Annotated in this window: 12 protein-coding genes; 3 read left to right on the forward strand and 9 right to left on the reverse strand. The window is 35.8% G+C overall.

Annotation, left to right across the window (positions count from 1 at the left end):
* Positions 1-122 precede the first annotated feature (122 nt).
* A complete protein-coding gene (locus tag ND855_RS16160; protein WP_265359180.1) occupies positions 123-1,520 on the reverse strand; it encodes a hypothetical protein in 1,398 nt (465 codons plus the stop codon).
* Positions 1,517-2,446 (reverse strand): site-2 protease family protein, encoded by a 930-nt coding sequence (locus ND855_RS16165; RefSeq protein WP_265359181.1) that lies wholly within the window; start codon positions 2,444-2,446, stop codon positions 1,517-1,519. Before ND855_RS16165 ends, ND855_RS16160 begins: the two co-directional genes overlap by 4 nt.
* Positions 2,447-2,631: 185 nt before the next feature.
* Between ND855_RS16165 and cysE the strand changes: the two genes are divergently transcribed.
* Positions 2,632-3,348, forward strand: coding sequence for a serine O-acetyltransferase (gene cysE, locus ND855_RS16170; RefSeq protein WP_265359182.1), 717 nt, complete (start codon positions 2,632-2,634; stop codon positions 3,346-3,348).
* Here cysE and ND855_RS16175 read toward each other — a convergent pair.
* Entirely contained in the window at positions 3,345-4,082 is a 738-nt protein-coding gene (locus tag ND855_RS16175; protein WP_265355696.1) for an SHOCT domain-containing protein, read from the reverse strand. The two genes, cysE and ND855_RS16175, sit on opposite strands and share 4 nt — an antisense overlap.
* 31 nt (positions 4,083-4,113) lie before the next feature.
* Between ND855_RS16175 and ND855_RS16180 the strand changes: the two genes are divergently transcribed.
* Together ND855_RS16180 and ND855_RS16185 are read left to right on the forward strand one after the other, a co-directional pair.
* Positions 4,114-4,683 (forward strand): hypothetical protein, encoded by a 570-nt coding sequence (locus ND855_RS16180; protein ID WP_265355697.1) that lies wholly within the window; start codon positions 4,114-4,116, stop codon positions 4,681-4,683.
* On the forward strand, positions 4,658-5,881 hold the full coding sequence (locus tag ND855_RS16185; RefSeq protein ID WP_265359183.1) for an LIC10025 family lipoprotein: 1,224 nt from the start codon (positions 4,658-4,660) through the stop codon (positions 5,879-5,881). Before ND855_RS16180 ends, ND855_RS16185 begins: the two co-directional genes overlap by 26 nt.
* 40 nt (positions 5,882-5,921) lie before the next feature.
* Here ND855_RS16185 and ND855_RS16190 read toward each other — a convergent pair whose 3' ends face one another.
* The 6 genes from ND855_RS16190 to ND855_RS16215 all read right to left on the reverse strand — a co-directional run bounded on the left by ND855_RS16190 (position 5,922) and on the right by ND855_RS16215 (position 12,492).
* Positions 5,922-6,530, reverse strand: coding sequence for an anthranilate synthase component II (locus ND855_RS16190; protein WP_265359184.1), 609 nt, complete (start codon positions 6,528-6,530; stop codon positions 5,922-5,924).
* A gap of 10 nt (positions 6,531-6,540) precedes the next feature.
* Positions 6,541-7,950: an anthranilate synthase component I family protein gene (locus ND855_RS16195; RefSeq protein ID WP_265359185.1), complete on the reverse strand. Its 1,410-nt coding sequence runs from the start codon at positions 7,948-7,950 to the stop codon at positions 6,541-6,543.
* 113 nt (positions 7,951-8,063) lie between these two features.
* Positions 8,064-8,636, reverse strand: coding sequence for a superoxide dismutase (locus tag ND855_RS16200; RefSeq protein ID WP_265359186.1), 573 nt, complete (start codon positions 8,634-8,636; stop codon positions 8,064-8,066).
* Positions 8,637-8,742: 106 nt separating this feature from the next.
* On the reverse strand, positions 8,743-9,585 hold the full coding sequence (locus ND855_RS16205) for an inositol monophosphatase family protein (RefSeq protein WP_265359187.1): 843 nt from the start codon (positions 9,583-9,585) through the stop codon (positions 8,743-8,745).
* 9 nt (positions 9,586-9,594) lie between these two features.
* Positions 9,595-10,488 (reverse strand): LIC_10030 family protein, encoded by an 894-nt coding sequence (locus tag ND855_RS16210; protein WP_265359188.1) that lies wholly within the window; start codon positions 10,486-10,488, stop codon positions 9,595-9,597.
* Between the two features lie 21 nt (positions 10,489-10,509).
* Entirely contained in the window at positions 10,510-12,492 is a 1,983-nt protein-coding gene (locus tag ND855_RS16215; RefSeq protein ID WP_265359189.1) for a beta-galactosidase, read from the reverse strand.
* Positions 12,493-12,550: the final 58 nt, after the last annotated feature.

The following is a 12,550-nucleotide window of genomic DNA, read 5'->3' on the forward strand; positions in this document are numbered from 1 at the left end:
GGATCCAAGTTGTTTCTATTAGTTCTTTAAATTTCTTCTCCTGAGAGGTGTCTACCTCCTTTACTAAGAAAGGGATAGACGTTTGGAGAACCGAACATGAGAAAAAGAAAACTAAGACAATTTTACTTAATTTTATAAGTAATTTCTGCAGGTAAATTCTCCCATTCCGAATTTGAATCTTTACGAAAGTATACTGGAGATATCGAATTTTTCAAATTTAAACTTTGGTATAAGATCAAATCCGTTTCTTTTTTCTCAAAGTATCGTTTATCGGTATTACTTCCTAATCCTAAATCAGCAATTGGAATCCATCCATAACCTAATAAAAATACAGACAATGAATCTTGAATGGATTTTGGTTTTCCTTTATCGAATCGAATCATTCGGAAAGATTGAACAGGGATACCATTTTCCTTCATTTTCTCTTTGAAATCACTAATGCTAACACTAATTTGTCTAGTTTGGTAAATTAAATCTAAATAGTCTCTTGGAAGTAATTTAATATCTTCCTGTGGTTTCTCGTAAAATGGTGTTACATCACCTGGATACGTTGCTTCTTTATCTAAATAATCATCTGTTACATAGTATTTGATAAATTGGTTTTTAGATGAAAATTTATATTTTACGATCTGCTCACCTGGTAAATCTTCAATGGATAATTTTTTTAAATGAACTCTGTTTCTTTGAATGAAGTAAGGTGCATAAGAAGAGTCCGTGAATTTAACACCCCTTATCCGTTGTTGTTCATTGGAAGGTGGGTGTAAAATAGCAATTTGGGCTTTTGATAATGATACTGAATCAAGTTTGAACTTTAATGTTACTTCAAGATTAAATTCTTCTTCTCCTGAAGCGATGAACCGTTCTGTTTCAATGAATGGAATGTTTTTGATTTCTTTGTTTTCTCGATCTACAACCCAGAGTTTTGATCCACTGAGTAACACACCTCTTACCGAACGCAAATTGGTTTTAATGGAACCAGTAATTTTTCCGGTTTTGGTATCATATCGATAAATACTGTTATCTGCGGAATCAGAGATCCATAATGAATCTCTACCGTAACAAATATCTCTTGGTCGTGTGCGATCCGTAAAAAATCCACCGATTAATAAAGAAGTGGACTGATCATAAATCTGCACCTTACCTGAATCTAAATCCAAAATATAATAATAATTTCCTACACTTGCAATTCCTGCTACGTTTGCTAACGGTATTGAAATTTTATCAGTGATCCCACCTGAGTTTGGATCTAATTTTAATATTTGTTTTGGAGCTACGACTAATATTTTTCCTTCTCTAGAATCAAAACTAATCCCTCTTAAATTCGCCAATCCTAGATTATAAATCTCTTGTTCACCTATTTCATTGATCTTAATGATTGCTCGTCGATTTGTATCTATGTACCAAAAATTTACACCATCCCAAGCTAAACCATACGCTTTATCAGAAAGCTTGTATTCTTTACTTTCTTGTGCGAATAATGGTAATGTAAAAATGAATAATAAAATCCAAATACGTTTCAATCGCTTATACCTACTGTCTTAACTATCAGACGAAATAGATCATCGAGTAAAGTAGGATTATCATATGCTGAAACGATTGTCATTGGTTTTGGAACGAAAATAACTAGGAAAGATACTAGTATCAAAATACCAAACAGGAATCGAGTTTTACCAATTCCATTCATTGCATCTTTTATGAATGGATGTTCAACCTTTAACACATAATAAATTAGAAATCCCCAAATTAACCAGGTGAAGTGAACGAGGGCAAAAATCAAAAAAAATCCAAATAGTACATGAATCCATTTTCGATAAGATTCACCAAACATTGAATAAATGACATGACCACCATCCAGCTGACCAAAAGGAAGCAAATTAATCGCAGTTACAAGAAGACCCACCCATCCTGCTTTCGCCAAAGGATGAGCTTGGATATCCGTCGTAGCAAAATCAATGGGTCCTAGAATCCATTGTGAGGAAAAATATGTGAAAGCACTGTCTCCGAAAATTAGAAAACCTGAACGATTAAAATCAGTAGGTATCTCCACAACTTTTGAAATTGAAATACCAATGATCCAAACGACAATAGAAAGAACTAAACTCACCGCCGGCCCTCCCACTCCAATATCAAACAAAACTTTTTTATTTGGGATTTGGTCGTTGATTTTGATCACAGCACCCATGGTTCCAATTGGACCAAATGGTAAAGGGATAAAATAAGGCAAACTTGCTCTGACTCCATAATACCTTGCAGGTAAATAATGGCCCATTTCATGAGCTAATAATATAAATAATAAGGATACTGAATAGGGCCAATTTTCAAAAAAATACAGTTTATAATTCTCTAATGTTTGTGGAATCTCTGGATTCAAAAAAATATCCGAATAAGTGAGTGAGAGAAATGTAAGAAAGAATAATAGAATGTGTGTTGTTTTATTGGATTCCAAGGCCGAATCACCTAAAAATAAATTTATAATTCATTCGATCGAAAATACGCAAAGAATCAATTAGTTTCCGACAAAAAACAGAGAAACAGAATTGGAAAGTGAAGGGAAGTATCAGAAAAATATTGTTCCACTTTCTTTTAGGAAACTTAGAACTGTCTAAGGATTAGTTTTACTCCAACAATTCGATGTTTGAAAATATAAAAATTATAAAAAAATTTGACCCAGCGGCAAAATCGTATCTTGAAATCGTACTTTGTTACCCAGGTTTGCATGCACTTTGGTTACATAAATTAGCGCATCTTCTATATCGTATAAGACTTCCTATCATTCCTAGACTCTTCAATTATTTGAGTCGTTTTCTCACTGGAATTGACATCCATCCAGGAGCAAAAATCGCACCAGGCGTTTTCATTGACCATGGAGCAGGCGTTGTCATTGGAGAAACAGCCATCATCGGATCTGGATCCTTAATCTTCCAAGGAGTGACCTTAGGAGGAACTGGTAAGGAAACAGGCAAACGTCACCCAACAATAGGGAAAAACGTAGTGATTGGAGCTGGAGCAAAAATTCTCGGTAACATCACCGTAGAAGACCATGTTCGAGTTGGTGCTGGTTCCGTTGTGATGCGAAATGTTCCTGCAGGATGCACTGTAGTTGGTATTCCAGGTAAAGTTGTAAAAGCTGGAGATGGCACATCGGATAGCATGGAACAAATGCTAGAGCACAACCAAATGCCAGACCCTATTGCAAAAGTTTTTTCTGTACTACTTGAGAAAGTGGAAACCCAACAACAATTGATAAACAAACTTTACGAGAAACAACAATTATTGGAAAAATCTAGTTCTAATCCCCCGGAAGATGATTTGTTTTTGCAAGAATTCATTCATGGAGATGGAATCTAAAATTCTTTAAGTAATTCTGATTTTTTCTTTTGGTACTCTTCATCCGTAATCAATTTATTTTTCCTCATCTCTTCCAAAGTTTTTAATTTATCTGGAACGGATTTCCAATTCTCTTGTGGAATGGGAGTTACATCCTCTTCTTTCGGATAACGATAAATAGGTGGATTCGGCATAATCTCTGAATTTTTATAAACAATTACATTTCCATAAATTTGATTTTTAATTTGAGTTTGTTCCCGGTATAAACTTATGGAATCTTTATTTTTGAGCCATAATTCTGGTTTATAAATTGGTTTGATTGGTCTTGGTTGGAAAATCACCCAATCTTCAAAGGAATATTGAGTAGGGAAAGTGATATTGGTATTGATTTCTTGGAATAAAATCACAATTCCATTTTCTGTACCCATAATGTAAAAACTGGTTTTTAATATTTTTACGTTCGGAGACAAAAGATCATCAATTTTGAAAATACATAAGTAAACTTTTTTCTGTTCTTGTTCCGCTACTTTTTGAACAAATCGTTCTATTTCTGATAAGTAAGACTCGGGAACTAAGTGGTCCCAATCTTCGTAAGCCAAAACCCCTCGTTTGAAATGAATTGATGACAAAATTTTGGGTAGATCTCTTAAATGGGCACTGCTTAATTTTAATTGGCTCAATTGTGTTGGAAATAAATGTCTCCAATCCTCTTCCTCAACTTCAAAAAAGGCAATGGAAGCTGTGGAATCAATCAATTTGATTTTTTGTTGGAATTGGGAACAAGTTATGTTCAATATTAGTAAAAACAAAACAAAAGTTAATTTTGAACTTGCCGTTAATAGATTTATGAACGATATTTTGAAAGTGCAAAAAAGTTTGATCCTTCTATTTTTGCTCTTGTTCTTTCTTCCAATCAATGCAGATTCCATACCACAATTTCAAATGAAGGATCAATACGGGCAATCGTATTCTGACAGTTCCGTCAAAGGAAAGCCCATTGTTCTGATGGGATGTTTTTTGCGTGATGTGGAAGTATGCAGGAAACAAGGGCGAAAACTCTACTGGAAAATGCAAAATTTACTTTGGAAAGACAGTAACAAAGTCAATTTTTTGCTCTATCTGGACCTAAAAGAATCCAACAAAATTGTTGAAGACTACATAGAAGAGTCTAAACACAAACAATATGAAAATATTCTGTTAGATAGGAAAGGACAACTTACAAATGGTTTGTCAAAGGGAGAGGTTTACATTCGCATTTATAATAAATCAGGAAAACTCATCTCTTCTTCATACCAAACTCAAATTGAAGAAACACTGATCCAGGAAGTATATGAAATTCTTAAAAAAGAAATTTAGTCTCCCATTATTTTTTACTCTTATTTTCATTTGTTTAAGTTCTCAAAATTGCCTTCATAAAAATCTAGACCAATACCAATTTTGGACAGGTTATGATCATTTACAAAAATCGATTAAATCCACTGCAAAAAATGAGATTCTTTTTGCTGCACTTGCTGGATCTTTATCAGACGACAATGAATCCCAACTATTAAAAAATTCCGATGGATTTCCAATGGTCACTCTTACGGGAAAAAAAGACCAAAATCAAAATTGGAATCTTAGATGGTATGAATTTGATTCTAAAAATTACGATTATTATGCCAATGTAACTTTTACACCAAAATCTTGGGATGAAAAGGAAATTTACGCAGTAGATCGAAAAATCATTCATAAACTGAATGGTTACCAACCAAGAGATTTTTTCAAATGGTTGAATGAATTTGTTTTATTAGTAAATGATCATAATGCGTATCAGGATTTAAAATCGAATTCAAAAAATTTACAATTCCTTTGTAGCGTAATGTATTGCCATACAACAGAAACTGCCGAATGGCAAACTTTAGAATTTACATTGAATGAAACCACAAAATCTAAATTTCCAGGATTCTACCAACGAACAGGCAGTAGGTTAGAAAAAACTAAATTTAATATCATGATTTGGGATAAAGGAAATCCATCCCATCGACTCAAAATTACAAACCAAGGAAAAACTTTAATATTCCATTTCCCAGTGAACCCACCTAAGGATTATTTTCTTTCGCCTCATGAAATTCACTTCTTAGGTGATATTGAAATTCGTTCCTTTGGGATCACATTAAAAATTGATAATTTAGAATACAGACTCAAAACCTTAATTGAAAAAAACGTGGATACCCTACACGGAAATTTTTTAAGAATTGGGAAAAAAGAAATCAATGGTAACTTTTTCTATGTAATCCCTCAAGGATTCGTTAATTTTTTTATCCCAGGAAATATGGATGAATACTTTGATGAATTCTTTACACTACTCATACAAGGTACCCAAGGCAAAGGTGGATCACAATTACATGCTAAGTTTGAGAAAACGAAACAGGGTCAATTAAACACAATTACCACTTACAATGAAATTAAACGTAAAAAGTTTTCGCTGTTTGGAAATGATGATTCACAAAAAGCAAGTAATGATTTTGATTTTTTTGCTTCTTGGGAAGAAGCAATGTTAGGTGATCTCAAATAAACGAAACTGAATTTTGAGTTTCAAGTCTCGTATTTTTAGATTATCTTCCGTTAATAAAATTTCGAAGTAGTTCTTTGCCTTCTTCAGACCCAAAGGATTCTGGATGGAACTGCACCCCTTCTATTTTAAAGGTTTTGTGGCGTAATCCCATAATCTCACCTTTTCCTTCACCTGAAGAAACACGTGCCGTCACTTCCAAATCTTTTGGTAAAGAAGATTCTTTTGCCACTAGTGAATGGTATCTCATAATTTCAATATTCTGTGTGAGACCTGAAAATACACCCTTACCATTATGCTCAATCGGTGATAATTTTCCATGCATTGCAACATTTGCACGGACCACTTCTCCACCAAACACTGTTGCCATTCCCTGCATGCCCAAACAAATTCCTAATATAGGTGTTGTTTTTCCTAATTCTTTTAAAATATCAGCACTCACTCCAAAATAAGCTGGGTCTGCTGGATGACCTGGACCAGGGGATATGATAATCTTATCATAGTTAGCCTGTTTGATTTCTGAAAATGATTTTTCATCATTACGAACCACATCCAAACGAAATGGAGTTTCTCTTTCTTCTAAAATTTCGCCAATGATTTGGTATAAATTATAAGTAAAGGAATCGTAATTGTCTAAGATAAGAACTTTCATTTGTGTTACCCTACCCTTTTCCTTTTGTTTCAGTAGGAATTGGATCTTTGTGTAAATCTAAAGCCTTACGAACGGATGCCATTTTATTGATAATTTCTTGGTATTCATCCTCAGGTTTGGAATCATACACGATTCCACCTGAAGCTCTCACAAAACCTTTTCCATCATTTACGAAAAAACTTCTGATTGGAATGGCAAATGTACAGTCACCATTAAACCCAAAACTTCCCACTGCTCCACCATAAGGCCCGCGTGGTGATTTTTCAATTCGTTCAATGATTTTCATGGACTCTATTTTGGGAGCACCAGATAAGGTCCCAGCTGGAAAGGATGATGCAAGACCAGAGAACATATCTTCCTTCGAAGATAAAATACCGACTACTTCACTTGAGATATGTTGTACATGTGAGAAACGTTTGATATCAAATCTTCTTCTCACTTTTACAGTTCCAAATTTTGCAACTCGACCAATATCATTCCGATGGAGATCGATCAACATATTATGTTCTGCAATTTCCTTCGGATCCGTTAAAAGTTTTCTTGCAAGGATAGTATCTTCCTTTGCATCTTTGCCACGTTTAGTGGTGCCAGCAAGAGGGAAAGATTCCATTTCCCCTTGTCTCAATCGGAATAATAATTCCGGACTTGCACCAAGAATCACTCGTTTACCAAACTTCACATAATACATATGAGGTGATGGATTGATTTCTCGAAGGGTTTCGTAAATGGCTAGTGGATTCCCTTCTACTGAATATGTTTCTTCAAAACCAATTTGGCATTGGAAAGTATTTCCTGCTTTCACTTCCTCTAATGCTTCTTCTACCATTTGTTTGTGGACATCTTTGGAAAGACCATCACTTACAATGGAAACTTTTGCTTTTGGTTTTTTAGTAACTGGTTTTTCTAATGAGCCAAGGATTGACTTAACAAGGTCAATGCGATTGTTCCCATTATCAAAATAGATGAGTTCACCTGTAAATTTATCATAAATTAAACCATCTAAATACATCCCGAAGATCATCGCGGGGAAATCAGGATGTGGTTTTAACTGTAATTTGGGCTCAAAAAACTGCATACTTTGGTAACCCAAGTATCCAACTAGTCCTCCCGCATAACTGATGCTTAATGAATTATAATCTGTAATGTTTCGAAGAGCAAAATAGGGATTTTCCACCTTGTATGGTTCCCCATCAATTTCGAGAACTCCAGGTTCTCCTTTGATCAGATGGGAAGGGTCAAACCCAATGACAGAATACCTTGAGTCATATTGGTTATCACCAGCCGATTCCAAAAGAAAACAATTCTCGTATTTCTCTTCAATCTCCCGAAAGAGTTCCCAAAACTCGATCCCTTCCGGCAAACTTAAAGAAGTGTAATTGGGTTTTTTAGGAATGGAGATTTTCGGAAGTGAATGGCTCATAGTGTACTCAATGTTTGTTACCAAGATTCATTTTGAATCAATTTTAGAAATAAAAAAGGCAGGAGCCGGATTCCGGAACCTGCCTTTTCTGGCTTAGGATGAGAATCCTGAATTTATAGATTTTTGTTTGCGAAATCCCAATTTACCAAATTCCAGAATGCTTCCACATATTTTGGACGAGCATTTCGGAAATCAATGTAGTATGCGTGTTCCCAAACATCGATTGTAAGAAGTGCTTGCAGTCCATCTTTCAAAGGGCTACCAGCATTGCTTGTATTCACGATTTCAAGACCATCGCCTTTTTTCACGAGCCATGTCCAACCAGAACCAAAGTTTGTCACAGCAGATTGTGTGAACTTTTCTTTGAATGCATCAAAAGATCCAAAGGATTTTGTGATGAGGTCAGCTACTGCCCCTTTGGGTGCTCCTCCACCGTTTGGAGAAAGAGAATGCCAGTAGAAAGTATGGTTCCAAACTTGCGCAGCATTGTTAAAAATACCACCTGTGGATTTTTTCACGATGTCTTCTAAACTAACATTTTCGAATTCTGTACCTTTGATGAGGTTATTTAAATTGGTAATGTAAGTTTGGTGGTGTTTTCCATAATGAAACTCAAGAGTTTCTGCTGAAATATGGGGAGCGAGTGCATCCTTTGCATAAGGAAGTTCTGGGAGTTTATGTTCCATGGTGGTCTCCTGATGGATCTAAGTGTATTTGTATTTTGTCTCTAGTCTCATTCACAAAAGCAAATCGTAAACTAAAAAAGTAGAATGATTCTAATCATTCTCTCTATCAATTTCGACTGACGGTAGAACGAACTGTCTTCAATAAATTTAAAATTTCTGAGTGTAATACCCCGTTGGATGCTACTAACTCAGGAAGTCCTGTATAGTAATGAACTCCATTTAAGTCAGTTAATTTCCCACCTGCTTCTGATAAAATGACAGAGATCGCTGAAACGTCCCAATGTTTCACTGTTTTTTCCCAAATGGCATCCATAACTCCCTCTGCAATGAAACATACATCCAAAACAAAGGAACCAGTTCGGCGAAAGGAACGTGCATAGGTCAAAAATCCCGACAAATCAGCCATAATCTCTTGGATCATATGGGCTCTTTTGGTAGGAAGGTTGGGAGAAAAAATAGCACGATTGAGTTCCGAAACTCGTGATGTGACAATTGGTTCGCCATTTTTAAAGGCACCTTCTCCCATCACAGCGGAATACACAGATTCTTGAGGTGGGACAATCACCACTCCACCGACCGGTGTGTCTCTGTGTTCCAAACCAAAAGAAATGGCATAAAGAGGAAGGCCCCTTACAAAATTCATGGAACCATCCACAGGATCGAGAACCCATTTAAACTCACCACCATCAATAGGTGGTTTGTCTTCGCAAACAATTCCATCTTTAGGAAATGATTTCTGTAAAAATCGAATGAGAATATCACCTAACTTTCCATCTGCGGCATCTATTCTTTCTTTTTCATCTGCATCTGTATCTGATCTAATAGCAGAAACTTCTCTTTGGATTTTTTTAGCTTCATGGATGATTCCCATGGCATTTGCTTTAACATACTCGATGCGTTTGATTGTCTCATCGACAGGGAAATTGATCGTTGGTGAAGAGATACCCATTGTAATTACTTATCCATTATCGGTTAATTTTTGATTCACTTTCCATAAAATATTCCCAGACTTAGAAACGGTTCTTTCAACCTCGAAGGAAGAAAGATATTCATGAAAAGATTTTAGTGTTTCTTCTGGAATGGTTTGGTTTGTATTTTCTAAGATTTGATAAAATTTCTTAAATTGGTAAATTGTCTTTGGAAGACTTGGATTTAAAAAACGTAACGAAAGAGAAAGGTAATCAATACCAATAGGACTATAAATCCTTCCCAATTTCCAAATGTCTGTCGTGATTCCTAACTCTTCTCTGATTTTTGATTCGGTATCAGAAAAGTCGATTTCATCAAAAATTTCAGAAAATTTCCGAATTGGTTTGTTTTCGTCTCTTTCCGATTCAACACGAAACTCTCCTCCTTGGAATCGTTTCGCTTCAAAATCAAGAACGTTTTCTCCCTCTTCCTTGAGCGTTTTGATCGGTATAACTTTAACCTGAAAATACAATCGATCTGTTACAATCGTTGGTGTCATATTTTGAGAACCAGCTCTTTTGATTTCTTCTGATTTGGCACCACCCAAATACAACATATCAACAGAAAATACATATAAAAACTGGTAAGCACCAAACATCATTGGTCTGACAAAAAACAATTTTCCAGTTTCGCGTTTTGGCCTCGGTTCAGGTAACAAACTTGTACCTTCAACTGCTTCTGGTAAAAATTTAATCACAGTTTGAACAAAATCCTTGATATCACCATACTCAGGTTCCGTGATTGATGTTCCATGGATTGTAAAACGATCAGAAAATTGAATGTAAGGTGAATGTAAATTATCTACATAAACATCCCCGACTTTATTTTTTCCTGAAACATCTCCCAACATTCGATTGATGGATCTATAATCTTGTACTTTCATTTCTCGTTTTCAAATATGATTCTATTTTTCAATTTTTTTGATTTTATATCCAAAAGGTTTTAAGATAGATAAACCAGCCAATTTATATTGATTCGAATGGTTCATAGTGATTTCATAATTAAAACGTTTTCCCTCTCGGATATGCCTTTCAATTGTGGAACCAAGTAAACCAAATCGAACTCCTGCATCTTTCAGAATCCGACGATAGAGAAGGACAAAACTTTCAGGTGTTAAGGAAGTTCCTACATAATAGACCTTTCCTTTTCCAAATTGATTCACTGTGATGGCTGGTTTTCCTGAATAGAATTTCTTTTTGTCACGGTAACGTGCTAAAACTTTTGCCGTTCTTGGTTCCAAAATTTCGCAAAATTTGGATCCTTTTAATGGCCAAAATCCCATTCGAATTCCTACCTTAGTTGTGGCAGGCGCTTCAAATTGGAATACTTCTACTCCTGCCATCTCAGCAAACACACCAGGAACAGGTTCTTCTACCATCCAGTGGTCTTTATCCTTTATTCCCGATCGATACCCTAAAACCAATGTTCCACCTTGGTTCACATAGGATTTTAATTTCTCAACAATCTTAGGATCGAACATTGTATAAAGAGGAAGTGTGAGAACTTTGTAATTTGACCAATCCATATCAGCATGAATTGGTAATGAATGTGCATTTACATTTAACACATTCGTTCCAGCAAACCAAGTAGCAAGTTCTATATCATATCCCACTTGAGCAAATGGAACTGGAGCAAAACGAAGGCCATCACTTAATGGTTGGTGTTTATAATTTCTTGAATTTTCAATATCATGTAGGATCGCAACCGTTGCTGGGTAAGGTGAATCGGCAACATCTTCCGCAAATTCTTTGATATCTTCTATGGTTTGTTTGAGTTCATAGTATTTGGAAGTTTTGCGTTTCCCATGATCTAAAATTCCATAACATAATTGTTCTTGTCCAAACCTTGCAGTGCGGTAACGAAAAAAATAAATTTGATTGGCACCATTGACAATCGCTTGTGTTAACCAAAGTCCAATTTGACCAGGAGGTGGTAGATAACCTAACGTATCATGGCCTTGCACACCAGAGAATTGTTCCATCACTGTATATGGTTTGTTTTTAAGTCCTCGAGAATATTGTTGTGTGGCAGTCACCAAAGGATGAGGGTATGGTTCTTGTTGGTTCCCCCAAACAGGATAATTGTCCCACGAAACATAGTCTAGTTTTTTGAACATTTCGTACATGTCTGTTACAGGTAAAAAAGGTGACGGGTATAAATTGGTAGTGAGTGGTTTACCTTTGCTGTACTTACGAAGGATCTCTGCTTGGAAATGGATATAAGACACCAATTCGTCGGATTGGAAGCGATAATAATCTTGGATCATCGCAGGATTAAAATTACTCGCTACATGTGCGCCTGGGAGAGGGATTTGGTTCCAGTCTGAATAAATCACACCCCAGAAAATATTCCCCCAACGTTTGTTAAGCGATTCCAAAGTCTTATATTTTTGTTTTAACCACGTTCTAAAATTTTTTTCAGCCAATGGAGAGTAGTCAACATCGGAACCCTCATGGCCAGGTTCATTGTCAATTTGCCAACCAACAACTGCAGGATGGTTTCCAAAATGTTTAGCCATCGCAGTGACAATTCTTTCTGTCGCTTTTTTATAGGCAGGTGATGAAAAACAAGCTTGGCGTCTTGTACCTATCCCACGAACAATTCCATCTTTTGATACTTGGACAATTTCTGGAAATTTTTGGTACAACCATGGTGGAAACGTTGCCGTAGGTGTGCCTAAGATGGCAGTCATACCATATCTTTGAATTTTTTCTAAAACTGCATCAAACAAGGAAAAATCAAATTTCCCTTCTTTGGGTTCCATCATCCCCCAAGCAAATTCTGCGAGGCGAACCGATGAAAGACCCATTTCTTTCATGATTTTAAGGTCTTCGTCCCAGTCCTTAGGGTTCCATTGTTCTGGGTAATAACAGGCTCCAAAGATCATATTTTTCCTTTTTGCGATTGCAGAATCTATCTTGTGACACAGACTGAATCAGAAAACA

It is taken from the genome of Leptospira paudalimensis, from assembly GCF_026151345.1.
Lineage (GTDB): Bacteria > Spirochaetota > Leptospiria > Leptospirales > Leptospiraceae > Leptospira_A > Leptospira_A paudalimensis.

What these genes read in the sequence shown, in the direction of transcription:
- ND855_RS16205 (WP_265359187.1), bottom strand. Translation starts at nt 9,585, where the DNA reads ATGGGTATCTCTTCACCAACGATCAATTTCCCTGTCGATGAGACAATC.
- ND855_RS16180 (WP_265355697.1), top strand. Translation starts at nt 4,114, where the DNA reads ATGTTCAATATTAGTAAAAACAAAACAAAAGTTAATTTTGAACTTGCC.
- ND855_RS16195 (WP_265359185.1), bottom strand. Translation starts at nt 7,950, where the DNA reads ATGAGCCATTCACTTCCGAAAATCTCCATTCCTAAAAAACCCAATTAC.
- cysE (WP_265359182.1), top strand. Translation starts at nt 2,632, where the DNA reads ATGTTTGAAAATATAAAAATTATAAAAAAATTTGACCCAGCGGCAAAA.
- ND855_RS16200 (WP_265359186.1), bottom strand. Translation starts at nt 8,636, where the DNA reads ATGGAACATAAACTCCCAGAACTTCCTTATGCAAAGGATGCACTCGCT.
- ND855_RS16210 (WP_265359188.1), bottom strand. Translation starts at nt 10,488, where the DNA reads ATGAAAGTACAAGATTATAGATCCATCAATCGAATGTTGGGAGATGTT.
- ND855_RS16185 (WP_265359183.1), top strand. Translation starts at nt 4,658, where the DNA reads ATGAAATTCTTAAAAAAGAAATTTAGTCTCCCATTATTTTTTACTCTT.
- ND855_RS16215 (WP_265359189.1), bottom strand. Translation starts at nt 12,492, where the DNA reads ATGATCTTTGGAGCCTGTTATTACCCAGAACAATGGAACCCTAAGGAC.
- ND855_RS16190 (WP_265359184.1), bottom strand. Translation starts at nt 6,530, where the DNA reads ATGAAAGTTCTTATCTTAGACAATTACGATTCCTTTACTTATAATTTA.